A 21,299-nucleotide genomic window follows, 5' to 3' on the forward strand; every position below is an offset into this window, starting at 1 on the left:
AGTACTGGCAGCAGAATGCAATAATCTGGGGTTCAAAGTCCGGGTTACTCATATTGCACCTCCTTTGTTCCCGATGCGCTCTTTTCAAACAGGGCATCAGTTTTGGCCATGATCTGGCGGTCGGTAAAATGGTTGAGTTTGATGGCCTTGCCAGGGCATTCGGCCACACAGGCACCGCAACCGTGACATTCAGACGGATCAATCACGGCATACCCGTCCTCGTGAATGCGGGGAATAGAATAGGGACAGGTCCTGACACAGGTGAGGCAGACCGCACATTTTTCAGGCGTGACATCCGCCACCACCCCGCCCACCTGAAGGGAATCTTTGGATAAAATGGTCATGGCCCGGGCCACAGACGCCCTTGCCTGGGCAATGGACTCTTCAAGGGGTTTGGGATAATGGGCCAGTCCTGCCACAAACAGTCCGTCAGAGGCAAAGTCCACAGGTCTCAGCTTGGCATGGGCCTCCACCAGAAAGCCTTCGGCATTGATTGGCACCTTAAATTTCTCGAACAAGGCCTGATTATCCCCCGGCACAATGCCCGAAGCCAGGACCACAAGATCCGGATGAATCAGCACAGGTATCCTGAGCACATGGTCCATGAGGGTAAATTCCAGTTTGTCCTCCCCGTCTCGTCTCAATTCGGGCATTTGTTCCAGATCGTACCGGATGAAAATCACCCCGAGCTGCCTTGCCTGCTGGTAAAGATCTTCCCTGAACCCATAGGACCTGATATCCCGGTACACCACATAGACCCGTTTTCGGGAATCCATCTCTTTTAGGGCAATGGCGGATTTAAGACTGTGGGTACAGCAGACCTTGGAGCAATATGGATTTTCATCGTTCCTCGATCCCACGCATTGAACGAATATAATTTTTTGAGCCGATGCAATTCGCAGGTCCTGGGTCCTGAAGGCAGCGTCCATATCCAGATGGGTGAGAACATCGGGATGATCGCCGTAAAGATACTCAGAAGGCTTGTGCTCCATGCCGCCCGTGGCAATGACCACGGCCCCGTGTTCAATGGGCAATTCATTTTCTCCGTTTAATACCGTGGTCGTAAAATTGCCCACAGACCCGGTGGTATTGCCTACACTTGCCTCCATATAAAGAGAAATGAATTCAGATTCTTTTACAGATTCAACCAGATGATCAAGATAGGCCCGGACAGATTCTCCCTTCCAGGTGGTGTTGAGATGATTGGCAATTCCGCCCAGTACAGGCGAGCGTTCCACCAGATGAACATCAATTCCCTGGGCAGCACCGCCCAGGGCGGCTTCCATTCCTGAGACCCCGCCCCCGACAACCAGAAGCGCCTTTTTAATGGGCAGAGCCACCTGGTGAAGGGGTTCAACAAAGGCGGCCTTGGCCACGGCCATGCGGACCAGGTCCTTGGCCTTTGCTGTGGCTCGTTCAGGCTGATTCATATGGACCCAGGTATTCTGGTCCCTGATATTGGCCATCTCAAAGAGATACTTGTTCAATCCAGCATCCCGGATGGTTTCCTGGAACAAAGGTTCATGGGTCCGGGGCGAGCACGAGGCCACCACCACCCGGTTAATCTCATTGTCCCTTATCACTTCCTTGATATGATCCTGGGCATCCTGGGAACAGGTAAACAAATTATCCTCCACATGGACCACATAGGGCAGGGTCTTGGCATAATCCCGAACCGCCGGCACATCTGCCACCCCCCCGATATTGATTCCGCAATTGCAGACAAAGACCCCGATCCTGGGCGCAACGCCTGTAAAATCGAGTTCCGGGGGCAATTGCCTTGTCCTGGTTTTTGACCACCTGGCCTCTTTCATGTCCATCACTGCCGTGGCTGCCGCAGCAGAGGCTTCCATCACAGAACCTGGAATATCTTTAGGTTCCTGAAAACTGCCGCAGACAAAAATCCCCTTGCGGCTGGTGGTCACAGGGGCCAGGTTGGTGGTGCGGGCAAACCCGTGGGCATTGAGTTCAATTCCCATTTTTTGGGCCAGATCAACAGCATCCCTATTGGGGGCAAGGCCAATGGAAAGGACCACCATGTCAAAAATTTCCGCCACGGTATTGCCCGCCTCGGACGAATAAACCAGCCGGTATTTATCCTTTGGCTCGGGAAATACCGAATGGATCCTGGATCTTACAAACCGGACCCCGCTGTCGTCCTGGGCCCGGATATGGTACTTGTCAAACTCCTTGCCATGGGTTCTCATGTCCATGAAAAAAATGGCACAGTCCAGGTCATCATCGGCATGTTCCTTGGCAATGACGGCCTGCTTGTTGGCATACATGCAGCAGACCCCGGAACAATAGGCATGATCCCCCTTATTAATATCCCTTGACCCCACACATTGGAGCCAGGCAATTTTTCTGGGCGGCACCTGGTCACTGGGCCGGACCAGATGGCCTTCATAGGGTCCAGAGGCTGAAAGCACCCGCTCAAACTCCAGGGAGGTCATGATATTGGGGCTGTGACCATAACAATAGGTGACCAGGCCTTCGGGCTTAAAGGGCGAAAACCCGGGGGCCATGATAATGGCGCCCACATTGATTTCGTGGATTTTGCCCAGCATATTATGATCCACGGCATGGGCCAGGCAGGCATCCTCACACGCCATGCATTCAGAACAATACCCGCAGTTAATACAGCGTGAGGCTTCCTTTTGCCCCTCTTTTCTGCCATACCCAAGTTCCACCTCATCAAAATTGCCTGCCCGCAGGTCGATGGGCAGTTCGGGCATCTTGTACCGGGGCTCAACAGGCCAGGAGTCATCCACAGGCCGGTACTCGGGTGTTTCAACCATGGGAAGGGTCCTGCCGTCCTCCATATCCTTTCCTTTAAGATACCGGACAATGGACTCGGCAGCTTCCATACCTGCGGCAACGGCTGAAATGGCCACACCAGGCCCTGTCTGGACATCACCGCCGGCAAATACCCCCGGCATGTCCGTCTCCAGGGTCAAAGGATTCACCTCGGTGGTGTTCCACCTGGAAATTTTAATCTCTGCCAGGTCCTCGATGGCAGAAAGATCCGGCTGCTGCCCGATGGCCGGGATCAGCTGATCGATCTCAATTTCATATTCAGATTCCGGGATGGGCACAGGCCGTTTCCGGCCGGATGCATCAGGTTCACCCAGGGCCATTTGAATCACCCTCGCCCCGGTGACCTTTCCCTTGGATCCTAAAATTTTCTGGAGGGCTGCCAGATAAACAATTTTCACCCCTTCATCTTCTGCCGCACAGATCTCCTCTTCCCAGGCCGGCATTTCTTTTCTGGTTCGTCTGTAAAGGATGGTCACCTCTTGGGCGCCCAAACGGACTGCAGATCTGGCCACATCAATGGCCACATTGCCTCCACCGATGATGGCCACCTGTCTGCCCACAGGGGTGGTCCCTGTCAAATTAAGCTGTTTGAGAAACCCCACGCCCTGGCAAACCCCCTCAAGATCTTCACCGAGAATGCCAAGATCAATGCCCCGGTGGGCGCCAAGTCCCAGAAAAACCGCCTCAAACCCGTCTGCCATGAGGCTGTCCAGGGTAAAATCCTGGCCCAGACGGGTGTCTAATCTGATTTCAACGCCCAGCTGGGTGACCACCTCGATATCTTTATCCAGAACATCCGGGGGCAGCCTGTGATCCGGTATTCCCACCCGGAGCATCCCGCCCGGCTTGGAAAGGGCTTCAAAAATCACAGCATCCACCCCCTGTTTTGCCAAGTGGTAGGCCGCAGACAAGCCTACAGGACCCGATCCGATAACGGCTGCTTTTTTGCCAATCTTTTCCTGGCAGGGAATCTTAATTTTTCTTGGATCAAAATTGTCTGCTGCCAGCCGCTTAAGATCTCTGATGGCCACGGGCTCATCCACCTGACACCGTCTGCAGGCATCTTCACACTCATGGGGGCAGATCCTGCCTAAAACGCCTGGCAAGGGCAGCTGCTCCATGATGATTTCAAGGGATTGCCTGAAATTGCCCTTTTTGACCATCTGGACATACCCCTGGACATTCAGGCCTGCAGGACAGGTGAGCCGGCAGGGGGCCTTGTCTTTTTTTTCTATGGCATAGGCAGAAGGCATGGCCTGGGGATAAAGCTTGAACGCGGCTTTGCGGGCCTTAAGATTTTCGTCAAACCGGCTGGGAAGCGTCACCGGGCAGACATCGGCGCATTCCCCGCAAGCCGTGCACTTTTCAAGGTCAATAAACCGGGGATTTTCCCTGACCTTTACATTAAAATTTCCAGCTTCTCCGTCCACGGATTCAATCTCGGACATGGTGAGCAGTTCGACGTTGAGATGACGGCCCGCCTCCACCAGCTTGGGTGAGATAATACACATGGAACAGTCATTGGTGGGAAAGGTTTTATCCAATTGGGCCATGGTTCCGCCAATGGCCGTATTTTTATCCACCAGGTATACCAGATATCCTGAATCTACCAAATCCAGGGATGCCTGGATACCGGCAATGCCGGCACCCACAACCATAACCGACCCGTTACCTTTTTTTTCCATTGCATCCCTCCTTTTAGTGTTCTGCTGCAAGTCCCAGATTGGCCAGGTCCGGCCCAAGATAGGTACGTTCTGTATCGGCCAGACACCCCAGTGCAAGGCAGATAATGGTCCAGAGGTGGACCACATGGTAATCCGCCCCAAAATGATGACCGAGATCCTCGATCTGGCCGTGGCAGTTATGGCAGGGTGCGATCACATAGTCTGCCCCTGTGGCCATGATCTGGTCAAACTTGATCTTGCCGTAGGCCCTTCGCTGGTCTGGGAAACCTGCCTGGAGCGCCCCGCCCCCGCCCCCGCAGCAAAAATTATTCACCCGGCTGGGCACGGTGTCGATGAAATTTTCCTCGCCCACAACGGTTTTCACCACAAACCGCAGTTCGTCAACAATCTTGTTGGACCCGGTTTTCCGACCGATGTTGCAAGGGTCCTGGATGGTAAACTTAGCTTTGATATCCTTGTTCCAGTCGGAATTGACCGCAAGCTTTCCCTCCCGGATCCATTGAGCATAAAGTTCGATGATGGTTACCAGTTCAAACTTGTGGGGAATTTTAAATTTTCGCAATCCTTCCAGGATTGCAAAGTATGAATGGCCTCACTCGGTGTTGACCACCATGGGGCTTTTTAAGGTATTGTCCACATGAAGGGCAAACTCCTCAATAATATATTTCCAGCCCTCGTCATCGGCCAGGAACATGCAGTAATTTTCACCGGCCCACATCACCGAAGGATAGGTCCAGTCCGCCCCCACCGTGTGAAGCACCTTCCACAGCGGCCCCATCTCTTCTGGCTCTGTTACAGGCTCCCTTGAATTCTGGTTTAACACCATCTGGGCGCCCACACGGTCCACAGAGACCTCAAGATCTTCAAACCCCGGATGCTCTTCCCGGATCTCTTCAGCCACATCCAGGACCGTGAATTTAAAATCCTCCTTGGCTGCGCCCATGGCAGATCCTGTTCTGATATGCTGATCGCAGGACCCTAAAATGCCCCTGGGCCGTTTCTCCCGGGCCATTTTTGAACGTATGTTATAGATGAGTTTGGGGATGTTGATGTTCATGGGACAGGCCAGCTGGCACCGGCCGCACATGGAGCAGACCCATTTCCAGTCCGAGTTGAGGATTTGCTCATCCATGCCGAAATTGAGCATGCGGATCAATTTTCGAGGATCCATGTCAAATTGTTCGGAAGCCGGACACCCGCCGGTACAGGTGCCGCAGGTCAAACAGAGATCAAAATTGGCATCTGGAATTTTATCCAATACCGCATCTTTAAGTTCAGAATCCAGCCTGTCGATTTTTATTGCTTGGACCATAAAACCGCTCCTTTATGGTCTTCTTAAAGCTTTGTCTTCCAGCCCTTTGCTGCAAAAAATCAGCGAATCAAAGATAATGTCTCAGCTCAGAATATGATTTAAACCCTTTTAAAATATTTTTTTGCACCATTGCCGACCTGAAATCCAAACGTCTTTCAAGGAGACCATCATCTTAATTTGGCTGCATTAAGATACTGGGCAAGCTTATCTTCTCCGCCGACGGTAATGATGTGAACGCCCTGGCAGATATCTTTTAAGCTTGCAACCGTATCAGCAAATAATTCAATACTTGCCCTTTGTTTGTCCGGCGCCTTTAACAGCTTCTGGATGACCCACTCAGATACAAGCCCGGATTTAAAATGACGATTTAAAAATTTACCCATGCCGGCGGTCCTTAAAATCATGACCTCGGCAATCACCGGCACCCTGAAAGGCGTCACCTGTTTCATGAACTTTTCAAACTGATCCACATCAAATATGGGGGTGGTCAGAAAATACCCCGCACCCACATGGATCATGTCCTCCATCTCCTCCATGCCCCGCTTGGGCATGTTCCGTCCCCAGGGGGTTTCAACCCCGGAGCCCACCATGAAGTCCATTTTATCGGAAAGATCGTTTCCCTCAATGGAGACCCCTTGTTTTAAATGATCGAGCACCGATCCGAGCTTGCCCGAATCCACATGGAAGAACATATCTTCTTGAAGGGTATTGCCCGAAATCCTGTAATCCTCGGTAAATACCAGAAGATTGTCCACCCCGGTCTCATGGGCCAGGGTCAGATCCTTTTGCAGCTGGTACCGGTTCTTGTCCCGGGTCGTGGTCTGGAAGATGACGTTGAACCTATTTTTTTTGAGCAGTTCACAGGTTCGAATGGAATCGCCCACCACCCCTTCAAGCTCGGTTTCCTGAACCGAGACCCCGTCCACCCGTCCCCTGACGCGGCTGAGGCTTTCAATCAAGGTTTCAGGTTCTTCATCCCCTAAAGGCGCCTGGATCTCAGAGGTCACCACAAATCTCTTTTTTTCCAAAGATTCTTTTAAATTCATGATCTGCCTCCTTTTTATTTTAATCCAAGCAGTTTAGCCACTTCATCTTTGAGCTGGGGAAGGGGCAGGGGTTTTGAAAAGCAGACATCTGCCCCGTTTTCCTTCATCTGGGCGAATTTCTCATCGTCCAGATAGGCGGAAAGAACGATAATTTTGGTCTCCTTTGTCTTTGGACTGGTTTTAATCTTTTTGCAGACTTCATACCCTTTGATGTCCGGCATCATGATATCTAGAATCACCAGGTCAGGATGAAAATGACTGACCTGGAGACCGGCCTCAAACCCGTCCGAAGCCGACACCACCTCATAGTCGAACTCATCTTCCTCCAGGGCCTGGACAATGGATTCCACAATGATCATGTCATCGTCCACCACCAGTATTTTTCTCCTTGCGCCCTCCTCTTTTTCATCCGGGATGGGGATGCCCTGGTTGCGCATGAAGGTCTCCAGATCATCCTTTTGGATACGGCGATGGCCCCCCACTGTTTTATAGGCCTTGATATGGCCGGCCTCCACCCAGTTGATGATGGTTTTAGAGGATACATTGCAGTACTTGCTTGCCGTAAATACAGTCAAGGTCTCTTCCATAATGCCTCCTTAATGCCATGTATGGGATTATAGCTTTTATAGTTATTACATGGTTTTCGCTTTGTCAAGCGAATAAAATAAATTAAATAACTATACCGAATGACCGTAAAAATATCCCGCCCCTGTTCTGGCCGAGATATCCAAGCCTGGAATGTCACAAAAAAATCAGCGAATTATTTTTGTGGACGAAATCGTATTGATATTGTACTTGTCAATTTTGGCGTGGAAGGTGGGCCGGGACACCTCTAAAAGTCTGGCTGCCTGGGACCGATTCCCATTGGACAATTCCAGGGCCTCTTCCACGACCATGGATGAAACCATATCAATAAAATATTCAAAGCTGTGGGGGCTTGCCAAATCCCCTATGCTTTGACGGATCCAATGGCGGACCGCGTCTTCTTCATTTTCCCCTCCGCCTTCCAAACTGCCCTTTTTATTCTTGTTCCGGATAATCTGGCTTAAATCCGCAAGGGAGACAGGGTTGCCCCGGTTGAAAATCAATACCTTCTGGATGAGGTTTGCCAATTCTCTTACATTTCCGGGCCACCCATACTGAATCAGCAATTCCAGGGCATCCTCTCTTATCCCCGGATTTTCCATGTTCAATTCGTGAGCGAACCGGGCCAGATAATGGGCTGTCAAATCTTTGATATCACCTTGGCGTTCCCTTAAGGGCGGTAAATCAATGGTCACCACCTTGAGCCTGAAATAAAGGTCTTCTCGAAATTCTCCGGCCTTGATGGCGGCCTTAAGATCTTTGTTGGTCGCGGCAATGATCCGCACATCCACGGGAATGGTCTCATCTCCGCCCAGCCGTTCAAGTCTTTTTTCCTGGAGCAGTCTTAAAATTTTAGCCTGGATGCTGATGGGCATATCCCCAATCTCATCCAAAAACACCGTACCCTTGTCTGCCTGTTCAATTTTCCCGATATGCCTCTGGGAGGCCCCTGTAAATGCCCCTTTTTCATAGCCGAACAGCTCACTTTCCAAAAGGTTTTCAGGAATGGCCACGCAATTGATAATGGAAAAGGCTTGGTCAGACCTTATCCCGTGCTGGTATACGGCCCGGGCCACAAGTTCCTTGCCCGTGCCTGACTCGCCCTGGATCAAAACCGTGGCATGGGTCTGGGCCACCCGGCCAATGGATTTATACACCTTTTGCATGCCCGGACTCTGGCCCACAATGGCATTGGGTGAATAGGTCTTGGGAGCGGCATCCACCTCCACGGGAGATCTCATGCAATAGCCGGCATCCACGGCCTGGGAAATCATGCACAGCATCTCGGGCACGTCAAAAGGCTTGAGCAGATAATCATAGGCACCGGCCTTGATGGCCTCAATGGCGGTTTCCGTGGTTCCAAATGCCGTGACAATGATCACAGGCAGTTTGGCATCAATTTTCCGAATGGACTTAAAGGCGTCAATCCCATTGATACCGGGCAGGCGGACATCCAAAATCACAAGATCCAGTTCTGTAGTTTCCACGATCTCTATGCCGGCTTCTCCGCTGGCTGCAGAGACCACCTCATAATTTTCCTCCCGTAAAAGTTTGGAAAAACTGGTTCTCAATTGATCATCATCGTCAATGACAAGAATCTTTGTCATACGGCCTCCTTGTTTACCGGCAGGGTAATGGTGAAGCAAGCCCCCTGCCCGGGCGGGCTGTCCAAAACCAGGCAGCCCCCGTGTTCACTCACAATATTAAAGCAAATGCTCAGCCCCAGGCCTGTGCCCTCTTCTTTGGTGGTAAAAAAAGGATTAAAAATCTTTTCAGCCATTTCCTCTAAAATCCCGGGTCCGGTGTCCTGAATACGGATAACCGCCACTTTTTTATGACCGCTGGCCTCTTCTTGGGATTCGGTAATGGTGATTTTTCCGCCATGTTCCATGGCTTCGCAGGCATTGATAATGATATTGGCCAGGGCCTCTTTTAATTGACCCGGATCCAAAAGCACCTCAGAAAGAGGGGTTTGCCGGACAAGCTGTACCGTCACCCCAAAAGATTTAAGCCGCTGCTCCAAAAGGCGGAGGGTATTGTCCACCACCTGGGAGGGGCTCTCCTTTTTCATGGTCAGCTTGGGGGGGCTTGAAAACTCAAGAAAATTTTCCACAATCTTGTTGATATGTCCGATTTCATTTGAAATCACATTGATATTTTCCTGCTGGGCAGAGGAAAAACTGCCGGCCCTGCCCAGGGAAAAGAGCCGCATTTTTATGGATGTCAAAGGATTGCGGATGGAATGGGCCGTGCCGGCTGCAAGTTTTCCCAAAAGGGCCATTTTTTCGGACTGCATCAGGGTTTCCCTGGAGCGCCGAAGCTCCTCATGGGTCTGGTCGGCATCTTCAATCAACCCGTGAACACTGTCTTTCAAAGCAGCCACTTCATTGCCAAAGGATCGGCCATGACCAATCTTGTCTGCCTCTTCAGCCAGTTTCCGGATGGGCTCTAAAATATGGCTGGTAAATATATAATTGATCAGCAAACTTAACAGTACCACCGTGACAATGGCCAAAAGGGCAATATACCTCAACCGGTTGGAATCCTTCTGGCTGATGTCCACGGCATGATCAATATTTTTTTTATGGAAAATTTTAAATTTTTCGCAAAGTTCAAAAATCCTAAAAAAACTGGCCCTCACCTCCTTGTGCAAAGCAGCCCCTGCGCCTGGATCCCCTTTTTTATAAAGACTGAGCACCTTGTCCTTGGAAGTGATATAGACCGCATACTCTTTTTCAACCCGTAACAAGGCCTCTTTTTCCCAGGGATCTTCCACCAAAAGTTTTACCTTTGCAAGCCGCTGGTGAAACACCGCCTGCAAAACCAGAAGCTGTTGGATCCACTCAGGATTATCATCCAAAAGATAATACGACAAATATCCTTTCTGATTTAAAAGTGAGGCTTCAAGGGCTTCTGCTGACTGGTAGACGCAAAGATGCCGGTCCACAATATCCTCGAACAAAATCTCGGTTTTATAGGTATACCAGATCATGGCCACGGCTCCCATAACCGTAATCCCTAAAAGTATGGCATTGGCAAGGTATACCCTATGTTTAAGGCTCAACGCGCCCCTCCTTGTATATTATGGCCCAACTTGCGCCAGTAATGGTTATAGAATCAAATATCTCCGGAACGGCGCAAAAGCAGTCTTGCCTCCGCCTTTCGTATCCGCTCTTCCTGGTCATCCTTGCGCTGCCTTGCCTTTGCGATCTTGGTATTGATATCATCAAAATCAGCCGGCTTCATAAGATAGTCAAATGCCCCTAATTTCATGCCCTGGACCGCGGTTTCAGTGGATCCGTGGCCGGTGAGCAGAATCACCTCCACCAGGGGGTGATGCGCCTTGATCTCCTTGAGGGTATCAATCCCGTCCATCCCGGGCATCCGTATATCCAGAATCACGACATCCACAGCGGTTTTGTCTAAAAATGCCAATGCCTCTTTTCCGCTGTATGCCGTAGACACTTTCTCTCCCCGATTGGTCATCCTCAAGGAAAACATCTCCACAAAATCTTTTTCATCATCAACAATCAATAATTTTACCGGTATTTTAATCATACCTCTTTCTCCTTTTGCCTTGATATCTGTATACCTGTTTGAACGGGTATGTTTTTATTTTATCCGGACCCTTACCACCGTTTGCAGATCAGTCTTGTTCCCATTCAGGCAGGCAGACCGTAAAGGTGCTGCCTTGGCCTTGGGTTGAGTCCACCACGATACTTCCCCCTAAATTCTCCATTATCCTGTGCACCACAAAAAGGCCTAACCCTGTTCCCTGGTCAACGGGCTTGGTGGTGAAAAAAGGGTCAAAAATTTTTTCAAGATCATCCTTGTTAATCCCCGGTCCGTTATCCAGAATCTTAAGGCAGACCATCTTGCCTTTTCTAAAGGTGGACAGATGAATCATACCCTTTGGGGGCAGGGCATCCATGGCATTGTCCAAAAGATTGACCAGCACCTGTCGGACCTGGAAAGGATCTGTGTACATAAACCTGGCCCCGGGACCCAGTTTTTGGATCACGTCTAACTCTTTGCCCTTCATCCCCTGCCGAACCAGTCCCAAGCTGTCATCCAGCAGAATACCGATATCCACCTTTGAAAGTTCAGATCCTTGTTTTCTGACATACCCCAAAAGCTGGTGGGTAATCCGCCCGGCCCGGTCAATGCTTTTTTCGATCTTTTCAAGCCCTTTAAAGAGCAGGGCTTTGTCAGGTGTTTTTCCGGGCATTTCAAGGACCTGGCGTATCAGCCCTGCCGACTCCTTGATCACGGCCAGAGGATTGTTGATCTCATGGGCGATCCCTGTGGACATGGTGCCCAAAGATGCCAGGCGCTCGGTATGGATCATCTTTCTTTCCAGCCGCCTGCGAAGCGCCCTATCCCTTTCCCGGGCTGTTTCCAGCCGCCGCATCTCACAGGCCTGAAAAATTTTGCCTGCCAGATGATCAATCTCCACGGGTTTGGACAGATAATCAAAGGCACCGGCCTTGACCCCTTCCACCCCCTCGGCCACAGCGGCATTGCCGGTCAGAAAAATCACCTGAACTCCTGGATGATACTTTTTGATCGACTCAAAGGTCTCCATTCCGGACAGACCCGGCATCTTCATATCCAGAACCACCACGTCCACCTCGGTATGGGAAAGAATATCCAGACAGGATGTCCCGTCACCCGCCTGGATCACGTTCATCTTCCGCCGTTCAAGGCGACGGGCAAGGGCCATTCTATAAGGGTCCTCATCATCCACCAGCAAAATGGGAAGCACTTGCTCAAAAGATTTTTTTTCAATCGTTTCCATGAATTAACCCAAGCCTTGGTTTAAATTAATCCCAGCACCTTCCACCAGGTACAGACCACCCCTAAAAGTATTAACAAAAGAGCAGGGGTGACCACAACCCCCAGTTTGGTCAAATCCGAAGATTTAAAATACCGATAGGAATAGGCAATGGCGTTGGGCGGACATCCAATGACCAAAAGCATGGCAAAGGAGGTGGCCATGCCAAGCCCCAGGGCCAGGATCATGGGATTTACCCCTTCCAGCTGGGCCATGGGAATAACAATGGGCAGAATCAGGGCGGCAGCGGCCACATTGGCCATGGCATTGGTGACCAGGGCGCCGAACACGGCCACACCGGCAAAGAGAACCAGCCATCCCTTGCCCTGGATCAGGGGGAAGAAAAGGTTGGCAAAATAATCTGCCGCCCCTGAGTAGCCCATGGCCAGCCCCAGGGAAATACCCCCGCCAAAGATGAACAGGGCGGTTCCCCATTCCAGGTTGTCATTGACATCCCGCCACTTGAGCACCTTGAAAAGGACCAAAGCGGCAACGCCGATCATGCCGATGACTGAATAATGAATCCCGTGAAGCCCCTTGGTCAGCCAGCAGAGAAAAGAGAGACTGATAATAATCAATGCTTTTTTTTCGGCCCCGGTCATGGGCCCGAGATTTTCATCAAAATCAGGCAGCTTGAATTTGGGGTCGGGCCGATAGACCAGATAAACCAGGAACACGGCTACCGGCACCGTGATAATGGCTGCAGGCATACAATATTTGATCCACTCAAAAAAGGTGATCTCAATACCGGTGAACTCCTTTAAAAACGCTGCAGAAACCATGCACCGCCCACCGCCCACCAATGTCCCCATACCGCCGCAGGAGCAGGCAAAGGGCAAAGAGAGCATCATGAACTTGGCCGTTGTGGTATTGGGTTCTATGCCGCAGGCCCGCATCAGGGGCAGCATGGTCACAATACCAATGGCACAGGCAGCCGCATCGTGCATGAATGAGGAGGCAAGGCCAAGACCAATGGCAATGATAAAGGTGAACCGGGTCACGGAGTTGCCCGCCTTTTTAATAATATAATAGCCCAGACGGCGGGTCAGCCCCACCTTGTCCAGGGCAATGGCAAAAATCAGGCAGCACATGATAAAAATCACCACCGGGTGCATATAAGGTGCCCAGGCCCCTTTTACGTCGGTAATCTGCAAAAGAACCAGAGAGGCCCCGATGAGTAAGGCTGTGATCTCCAATGGAATGGGTTCAATGACAAAGAGGACAATGAGCACGGCAAGCATGGATAAAAACCGCTTGGCCTTGGGCGACAGCCCGTCCACATAATCCACTTGAACCTTGGCAAGGCCCATGTCAAAAGCCTTTTGCTCTAAAAAATCCGCCCGGGCCTGTTCAGTTCCCGGTGCCTTGGCCTTTAGAATATAACTTGTTTTGCCCTTTTCAGGGATCATGGTAAAATACGGAACGACAGCTGCGGACAATTGGCCGGTTCCGTCCCCTGAAATTTTAAACTTTGTACCCTCTGGCCGGGGTAGCAGAAACACCGCAACACCCAACAAAAATGCAATTGCCAGCTTAAATCCGTTTGTCTTAAATAACATGTGCTCTCCTTGGCCGATTATTCATTGTAGAATCCATTATCCCTGTGTTAAATCCCCGGACGCTTTGTCAGGTTGAAACGCACTGCAGGCCTGTTGGATTTTTTCAAAAAGCTCGCAAAGTTCGCAGGGTTTAGTCAGATAGTCAAAGGCGCCCAGGGCCATTCCGTCTTCTGCCGCGGCCTGGGATCCGTGCCCGGTCAGAATGATCACCGGCAGTTCCGGCGCCATTTTTTTAATAATTTTCAACACTTCAATTCCATCCATATCCTCCATTTTCAGGTCCAAAAGCACCAGATGAAAATCAGCCTTGCGCAGGGCCTGGAAGGCCTGGGTGCCCGAACATGCCTTGACCGCTTCAATGCCCCGGCGCTCAAGTCGGTTGGCCAACACATCCACAAAGCCTTTTTCATCATCCACCAGCAAAATACGGGTATGAAATGTCTGGTTCATACGAATCCTTTTGGGGTTTGCTCAAACCCTCTGCCCGGCAATTTCCTTGAGCCTGGCTTCCATAATTTTTTCCTCATGACCCTGTTTTTTGGCAACGGCCTTGTCCAGTTTTTCCATGAGCAGATCCAGGTCACAGGGCTTCATCATGTAATCAAAGGCTCCAAGCTTCATCCCGTCAATGGCAGACTCGACCGTGGCATGGCCCGTGAGCATGATCACTTCGACCAAGGGGAATTGTTTTTTGATTTCAGACAGGGTCTCAAGACCGTCCATTCCCGGCATTTTCACATCCAGCACCACCACATCTGTTGAGGTGTTCTCTGCGAGGAATGTTAAGGCCTCTTCCCCGCTGTACACGGCCCGGGGATTGATCTTTCGCTTTTCCAGACGCTTGATCAGAGTATCCAGAAATGCTTTTTCATCATCCACAAATAAAATTTTACTCATTGTTTTCTCCTTGATTTTTTAATTGCTCAAGCTGAGTTTTTTTTCCAAAAGATAAATTTTTGGTATCTATGGGCAGAAAAATAAAAAAACTTGTGCCCTGCCCCACGATGCTTTTAACCTCTATTTTTCCCCCCATTTTCCGAATAATCCCGTAACAGATGGAAAGTCCTAAACCGGTTCCTTTACCCACGGCTTTGGTGGTGAAAAACGGATCAAAAATCCGGGCCAGATTCTGGCTTGGAATCCCGGGCCCGTTATCTGAAAATTCAACAAGGACGTATTGGCTGTCCTCGGGGTTCACACAGGTATCAATATTGATAATCCCGCCCTCTTTTCCCATGGCGTCAATGGCATTGTTGACCAGGTTGAGCACCACCTGCTGAAGTTCAGCAGGGGAAACCCTTATATAGGGCAATTCCGGTCCCAGGCGGGTCTGGATGGACACGTTGTTGTACCTGGCCATCTGGGCGGTCAGGGAGACAATCTGCTGGATCACCTCGTTGATCCTGATATCTGCCACAGTTGCATCGGATTTGCGGGCAAAGCTCAGCAGCTTGTGGGTGATATCCTTGCATCGCCGGCCCTGGGTCTTGATCTGTTCAATGGCCCGGTTAAACTCGTCAAAGGTGGTGTCATCAAAGGGCTCTTCAAGCAGATCCCCCATCCATCCGGCCTCTTCCACCATAATGGCCACAGGGTTATTGATCTCATGGGCAATGCCGGCGGCCAGTTCCCCTATGGTGGCAAGCTTACCGCTCTCCACCACCTGTTTGTTCATGGCTTCATTTTTCTTGTCAGCCGCGGCAATGAGTTTGACGATGCTTCTGGGCAGGGTAAAAGAAACCGACAAGATGGCAATGCATCCTATGACAAAAATGCCCAAAGAGAGCATTTCCGCCCTCCACAAATCCCTCATGGCATCGTCAAGGTCCTGGCGGAAAACCATTCTCCAATCGATGTTCTTAAAAATCGAAAGGGCGTATATATAAGCGTTTCCCTGGATATCCGCCTTTTTCATGACCACGGTATTATTATCAGAAAAAACATCTTTTGCAACCATGGCCGGAGCGATATGGGCGCTTGTCCCGGACCTGGCATGGGTCTGGAACTCCCCTTTGGTGTTGACAATATAAGCGGCCCCGGTTTTTCCGATCTGAATATTTTCCACCAGAGAATTAAAGGCTGTAAAATTGATGGTGGCCCTGAGAATATAATCCTGTTTTTTACAGGTCACCTTTACGGCAAGGATAAAGTGGGGATGCCCCCGGAGTCCTGCAAAGACATCTGAAATATAGTAGGGGCTCTCCATGGACCGGACAAACCATTTGGCCCTGGAATAATCTGCATTTTCAAAGCGAAACGGCCCTTCATAGGCAAATTGTATCCCCTGGGTATTTACCAGACCAAGATCCGTGAACACATCTCCGTATTCTTCCTTGAGCCGGGCCAGGTGAAGAACCAAAAAGGTCTGTGCCGATTCCGGATTGCTTTCTGAAAACTGCCGGGCCAGATAGCGGATATTGCCCAGCTTTTCCAGTAAAAAGGCATCAATATTCTGGGTGTGTTTGAGGACCAGCTCTGAAATATGGGCAGAGACTTTTTCAGAATAGGCCTGGTGAAACCGGTAGCACAGGATGCCGGCAGTCAGCATCATGGGAACAAAAGAGACCACCAGGATCAACACCCTGATCTTTCGTGTCAAAATCTGATAAAACCCTTTCCGGTCTGCCAGCGGTTCTTCCATCTTGATCTGTCCTTTTCCCATTACCCGGACCTGGCCTTCACCTGAATCCGGGCTAATTCAATTTTTATCCGGATTTAGTCATATCAAGATACATGCCAAACATTTTGAAAGGGGCAGAATGCCGCACAACCCTTTGGAATAAAAGAAATTATGATGATTCCATGAATTTAGGAAAAGATCCCGACACCTGTCTGTTTTTTTTACACCCTGTAAAAAAAACAGATAATTTGATTAGAAAACCGGCAAGGCTGCACCGACTTGGTTATCAGGGTTCCCAGCAGAACGAGAGGGCGTCATCCCTGACTGTCTTGCGCTGAATTGTTATGATGTTTGCAACCGCAGGGAAAACCAGGCCCGTAAAAATCATCAAAGCTTGAGAAGCAGGACCCGGGAATTTCGTTCAAAATTGTATCCCTGCCGTCGGGATGGTGGAAGATCATCGGGGCTTGCCCAGACAAAACCAAACTCAAAAAACCAGTCTGCGGCCTGGGTGGTCAGAAGAAAAAGGGTCTGAATTTTTTTATCCCTTGCAATGTCGATGAGATATTCGATAAGTCCGTGGCCGATCCCTTGGGATTTATAGGCCTGGTTAACGGCAATCCCCCCGATCTCAGCCCATCCCTGGCCCAGCTCGTAAAGGGCGCCGCACCCGTATACGGCATGATCCACTGCATAGATATGGTATGAGTCGATTTTGGCCTTAATATCAGGCGCCGTCCTCATGACCAGGTTCCCCTTTTTAACATATTCTTCCATGAGGTGGAGGATCTCGGGCACATCTTCAAGGCCGGCCCTGCGGATGTGGGCATATTGGTTGCCGTAAATCAATGTGCCGCCGCCAATGCTCGAGAAAACTTCCTGGAGCAGCCGGCCCTCCCGTCTGCCGTCAATGATGTGGACCCGGTTTACCCCGTTGGGCCGGTCAATCACCTCTTTTGAATACGTCAAAAGGGCCTGGGTCTCAAGACTCAAGGCATCCGTGTTTGCCGAGAGCAGAAAATCCACATGATCCAGGTCCATGTTGGAAAAAATTTTTTTGTTGGGATGGACCTGGCTGCCCGGCGGGAGTTCAACCCCCTGGGCGGAGATGGCCTCCCGGGCACGGATGAAAAACAGCTTTTCAATGTCCAGGTCCAAACAGACCTGCCGTGCAATCTGGTCTGTATTCAGATTATAGCAATCCCCTGTGGCATTCATCCCGATATTGTAAATCACCGGTATAAACCCCTGGCCCAGCAGTTTTTGAACAATGCCTGACTGAATTTTTTCCACATGGCCGGTGTATTGATAATCAACCCCATCTTCCACCCCCATGGACCTTGCCCGGATCCAGTTCCCCATGATTCCGTTGGCATTGCCGGCAGAAAGATGGGCAATCACGGTCTGGACCACTTCCATGGCAGCCAGCTTCACATGGGCCATGGCAGCCTTGGGGGTGATCCTGACCCCGTTGACCACCCGGGTGTAAAGCTTGGCCTTGGCCAGATGGGCCTCAATGGTTGCCCGGGTGCCCGTGACAATGATCACCCCGATGCCGATGTCATGGAACTGGGCAATGTCCTTCATGAGCAGAGGGAAAAAAGGATGGGAAATCAGGGCATCGTCAATTTTAAGGACAAAGGTTTTGCCTTTGTACCGGCGGATATAGTCAAATACCTCCCGGATGGTGTTTACATTTGCCCGTCCGGCATATCTTTGGGGAAGCTGGATATTCATAGCCGCCTAATTTACCTGCAAATGCCCGGGGCTTCAATAAAAATTTAATTCACATCCAAAAATTGACTCTGAAAGGGCGTATCCCCAAAGAATCGGCACAAGACCTGGTCTCTGGATCGGCGGTGAAAATCTGATCATACCATACAAACACAGTACAAGATCCCAGAGCCCTAATATTTCATAACCTGAAGGTCAGAAACTGACAATTTGAGGAAAATCGATTCGTGAAATATGCGGGATAAATCTTTTCAAAAAAAACAAAGCCCAGGTAGATATTTAAGGGCTTTAATCCGGGCTGATTCTTCACCTTAAACCAAAGAAGCGGTTCAGTGATTATCAATGTATTCCTGCAATTGTTCATGCCATTTAACGGTGTCATATACCTGGGGGTCACTGGGTTCAGTCATCAACAGATCAACTAAATACCGTGGTCTTTTCCCGCCAATATGCATTGATTTTATGCAGGAAACACAATAGACACAAACATTTTCACAAGGCATTGAATCCGCTCGTTTTTTCATCAGATTATGAATTTTTTCCAAAGAAAGTTTGGGGTAAAAATCATCACCGCAGCATACGGAGCGTGTACGGTTGAATTTTGTTTCGATCACTTCAATATTCATTTTTTCCAGGCAATTGCGTACCGCCCGGTGAACCTTCGGGTTTTCCCGCACTGGACAGGCATCGTGTACGGACACCTTTAACCCCTTGTAATCCGGATACAAAAACGAATCCAGACGATCCATTATTTCCCACAAGGATATGGTTGATATTCCGTCATACAGGCTGCCGAATCGCTGGTCACAGCCGGCACATAAATTTATGATCAAAGCGCCCTGTTCAAGCTGGGGGTCATGGCGGCAACAAATTTTATGTATGGTTGTTTCTCTATAGTATCGGTTCAAAAACCCTATAATCTTATTTTCCATTTCGGGTTTATAAATACTTAAAGCACAACCTGGATTAAAGTATGTCTGTCCGGCCATTTCTTCTCCTATTAAAATATTGGCTAAAGGCGCTCCACAGTATACATGTGGCTATATTCAATGTTTATCCTTTCAGCATAGATTACCCCATAGGTTTAGGATCGGCCACCCGAATATTGCTCAAAAAATTTAGCAATATTCGGGTGGCCATGGGATATCAAATGAATTAAAGTAAAATAAAACTCAAGGATAAAATTGCGATGTATAATTATTCACAACAAGCCGACGACTATCAAAAAATCGAAAACGCCATTTGTTTTATAGAAAATAATTTCAAGTCCCAACCAAGTCTTGATGAAATTGCCGAAAGTGTCCATTTGAGCAAATACCATTTCAACCGTCTCTTTAAAAGGTGGGCTGGAATCGGGCCCGTTCAGTTCTTGCAATTTATTACACTTGATTACACTAAAAAAAAGCTGGCCAAATCAAAAACGCTTCTTGATACATCATTAGATTCCGGGCTTTCAGGCCCAAGCCGATTACATGATTTGTTTGTGACATTCGATGCGATGACACCCGGGGAATTCAAAAAAAAAGGAACCGGGTTAAATATTGACTATTGTTTTTGCACCTCTCCTTTTGGAGAGTGTTTGATGGCGATAACAAAAAGAGGGATTTGTCATCTGGGTTTCGTACAGGAAAAAAACAAATCACATGCTCTCAATCAACTTTTTGAGGCATGGCCCGGGGCTGTGTTTAAGGAAGATTTTAAATCAATTGAGCCCCTTGTATATCAAATATTCAACCGTAAAAAGCCCAATGAGTCCCGCCCGTTCAACCTGTTAATCAAAGGCACAAATTTTCAGATTAATGTATGGAAGGCATTGTTGCAGATTCCCAGCGCGAATATAGTGAGCTATCAAGATATTGCCCAATATATCGGTCGTCCAAAAGCATTTCGAGCCGTTGCAAGTGCCATAGCGATTAACCCGGTGGCCTATTTGATACCCTGCCATAGAATTATTTCCAAATCAGGTAAAATCCATCAATATCGATGGGGCTCTTCAAGAAAAAAAGCGATTGTCGGATGGGAGGCTGCAAAAAAACGCATGAGGTGACAATGCCTATGAACGATCCCAACCAAGATGGCAACTTAATCCCCCCGGCTGCCGGAACTATCCATAACCATACCCGGCAAAAGCAGGACAGAAAAAAATTTTCTGCCCTGCCCCTTGCCATACAGGTCATTATCAGGGGACCAGCCAGACCGTGAGTTTTCTTGAGCCGTAAACCACTTTTCTGGGAATACGGCCCAGGTCAAACCCCTCGACCTGGGACAGACCTTTTCTGCCGAAAATCAGGGTGTCACAGCCGGCTTCTCCGGCAGCACCAACCAATGCACCGGCACGGCTTCTTGCCTTCTGGATGACCTGAACCTCAACATTTTCTTTTTTGATCCCGGCCTGGGCCAGAATTTCTCTGGCCTTTTCAATGGCGGTTTCAACAGATTCCAGCGCCTCAAGCTCAACCTTGGCAAATGGATCCGGCACCTGTTCAAGGGGATTAAAAGGCAGGGGCCTTAAAACAGAGCAAAGGACAATCCTGCATTGGGTCTGGCCAATGATTTGGGCTGCGAACCGGACCGCCCGGAGCGCACCGGGAGAACCGTCAACCGCAATACATACGGCATGGTTGACCTGTTGAACCCCGGCCACAATCAAAGGGATGGTGTCTGCCTTGTCCACAAGTTTTGACGCCACCCCGCCCAGGGTCAAAGATAAAAGGGATTTAGCGCTTCCCCTTCTGCGGATCACAAGGGCGTCATACCCGTTTTTCGACTCAGCAATAATATCCCTGGCAATCCCGTTTTCCCGGCGGCCAAGATGGACATGGACAGATTCAGGCCCGAACCCCGCTGAAATCAAACGCATCCTGGCATCCGCCATAAAGGCTTCCATCTCTGCTTTCTGCCCCATTTCCCACGCTTTTACCCGGGAGATGGCAGGGCCGGAAAAAGGGCCGTTTCTTAAATCATAATAGGATTCAGGCACAGGGGTGGTCACATTGAACAACACCACCTGCTTTGATTTTAAGGGTTCAAAATTGCACAGATAGTCAATGGTTCTGACTGCCCGCCCTGACCCGTCCAATGTAACCAATATTTTATTTGCCGACATG

16 protein-coding genes are annotated in these 21,299 nt (G+C 49.6%); 1 reads left to right on the forward strand and 15 read right to left on the reverse strand.

Annotated elements, in window-relative coordinates; all coding sequences use genetic code 11:
- Positions 1 to 44: 44 nt before the first annotated feature.
- The 14 genes from HUN05_21740 to HUN05_21805 form a co-directional block, all read right to left on the reverse strand.
- Positions 45 to 4,502 (reverse strand): FAD-dependent oxidoreductase, encoded by a 4,458-nt coding sequence (locus HUN05_21740; protein WDP87423.1) that lies wholly within the window; start codon positions 4,500 to 4,502, stop codon positions 45 to 47.
- A gap of 13 nt (positions 4,503 to 4,515) precedes the next feature.
- Complete coding sequence (locus tag HUN05_21745; protein WDP87424.1) at positions 4,516 to 5,814, reverse strand: (Fe-S)-binding protein; 1,299 nt, start codon at positions 5,812 to 5,814, stop codon at positions 4,516 to 4,518.
- A 167-nt stretch (positions 5,815 to 5,981) separates the two neighbouring features.
- Positions 5,982 to 6,860, reverse strand: coding sequence for a methylenetetrahydrofolate reductase (locus tag HUN05_21750; protein ID WDP87425.1), 879 nt, complete (start codon positions 6,858 to 6,860; stop codon positions 5,982 to 5,984).
- A gap of 14 nt (positions 6,861 to 6,874) precedes the next feature.
- Positions 6,875 to 7,447 (reverse strand): response regulator, encoded by a 573-nt coding sequence (locus HUN05_21755; protein ID WDP87426.1) that lies wholly within the window; start codon positions 7,445 to 7,447, stop codon positions 6,875 to 6,877.
- A 165-nt stretch (positions 7,448 to 7,612) separates the two neighbouring features.
- Positions 7,613 to 9,052 carry a sigma-54-dependent Fis family transcriptional regulator gene (locus HUN05_21760; GenBank protein ID WDP87427.1) on the reverse strand — a complete coding sequence of 480 codons (1,440 nt, stop codon included), beginning with the start codon at positions 9,050 to 9,052 and terminating at the stop codon, positions 7,613 to 7,615.
- Positions 9,049 to 10,509, reverse strand: a complete 1,461-nt coding sequence (locus HUN05_21765; protein ID WDP87428.1) for a histidine kinase — start codon at positions 10,507 to 10,509, stop codon at positions 9,049 to 9,051. Before HUN05_21765 ends, HUN05_21760 begins: the two co-directional genes overlap by 4 nt.
- Before the next feature lie 53 nt (positions 10,510 to 10,562).
- Positions 10,563 to 11,003, reverse strand: coding sequence for a response regulator (locus HUN05_21770; GenBank protein WDP87429.1), 441 nt, complete (start codon positions 11,001 to 11,003; stop codon positions 10,563 to 10,565).
- Positions 11,004 to 11,091: 88 nt separating this feature from the next.
- Complete coding sequence (locus HUN05_21775; protein WDP87430.1) at positions 11,092 to 12,243, reverse strand: response regulator; 1,152 nt, start codon at positions 12,241 to 12,243, stop codon at positions 11,092 to 11,094.
- A gap of 20 nt (positions 12,244 to 12,263) precedes the next feature.
- On the reverse strand, positions 12,264 to 13,838 hold the full coding sequence (locus tag HUN05_21780; GenBank protein WDP87431.1) for a DASS family sodium-coupled anion symporter: 1,575 nt from the start codon (positions 13,836 to 13,838) through the stop codon (positions 12,264 to 12,266).
- A gap of 36 nt (positions 13,839 to 13,874) precedes the next feature.
- A complete protein-coding gene (locus HUN05_21785; protein ID WDP87432.1) occupies positions 13,875 to 14,288 on the reverse strand; it encodes a response regulator in 414 nt (137 codons plus the stop codon).
- Positions 14,289 to 14,309: 21 nt separating this feature from the next.
- Positions 14,310 to 14,735: a response regulator gene (locus HUN05_21790; GenBank protein ID WDP87433.1), complete on the reverse strand. Its 426-nt coding sequence runs from the start codon at positions 14,733 to 14,735 to the stop codon at positions 14,310 to 14,312.
- Positions 14,728 to 16,479, reverse strand: a complete 1,752-nt coding sequence (locus tag HUN05_21795; GenBank protein WDP87434.1) for a two-component sensor histidine kinase — start codon at positions 16,477 to 16,479, stop codon at positions 14,728 to 14,730. Before HUN05_21795 ends, HUN05_21790 begins: the two co-directional genes overlap by 8 nt.
- Before the next feature lie 366 nt (positions 16,480 to 16,845).
- A complete protein-coding gene (gene argA / locus HUN05_21800; protein WDP87435.1) occupies positions 16,846 to 18,195 on the reverse strand; it encodes an amino-acid N-acetyltransferase in 1,350 nt (449 codons plus the stop codon).
- Positions 18,196 to 18,521: 326 nt separating this feature from the next.
- Complete coding sequence (locus HUN05_21805; protein WDP87436.1) at positions 18,522 to 19,181, reverse strand: (Fe-S)-binding protein; 660 nt, start codon at positions 19,179 to 19,181, stop codon at positions 18,522 to 18,524.
- Between the two features lie 200 nt (positions 19,182 to 19,381).
- Here HUN05_21805 and HUN05_21810 point away from each other — a divergent pair, with 200 nt between their 5' ends.
- Positions 19,382 to 20,239 carry a methylated-DNA--[protein]-cysteine S-methyltransferase gene (locus HUN05_21810; protein WDP87437.1) on the forward strand — a complete coding sequence of 286 codons (858 nt, stop codon included), beginning with the start codon at positions 19,382 to 19,384 and terminating at the stop codon, positions 20,237 to 20,239.
- Positions 20,240 to 20,371: 132 nt separating this feature from the next.
- Here the strand turns inward: HUN05_21810 and HUN05_21815 are convergent, their stop codons facing one another.
- Positions 20,372 to 21,298 (reverse strand): universal stress protein, encoded by a 927-nt coding sequence (locus HUN05_21815; protein WDP87438.1) that lies wholly within the window; start codon positions 21,296 to 21,298, stop codon positions 20,372 to 20,374.
- Between the last annotated feature and the right edge of the window lies 1 nt (position 21,299).

Source organism: Desulfobacter sp. (genome assembly GCA_028768545.1).
In the GTDB taxonomy this organism is placed as follows: Bacteria; Desulfobacterota; Desulfobacteria; order Desulfobacterales; family Desulfobacteraceae; genus Desulfobacter.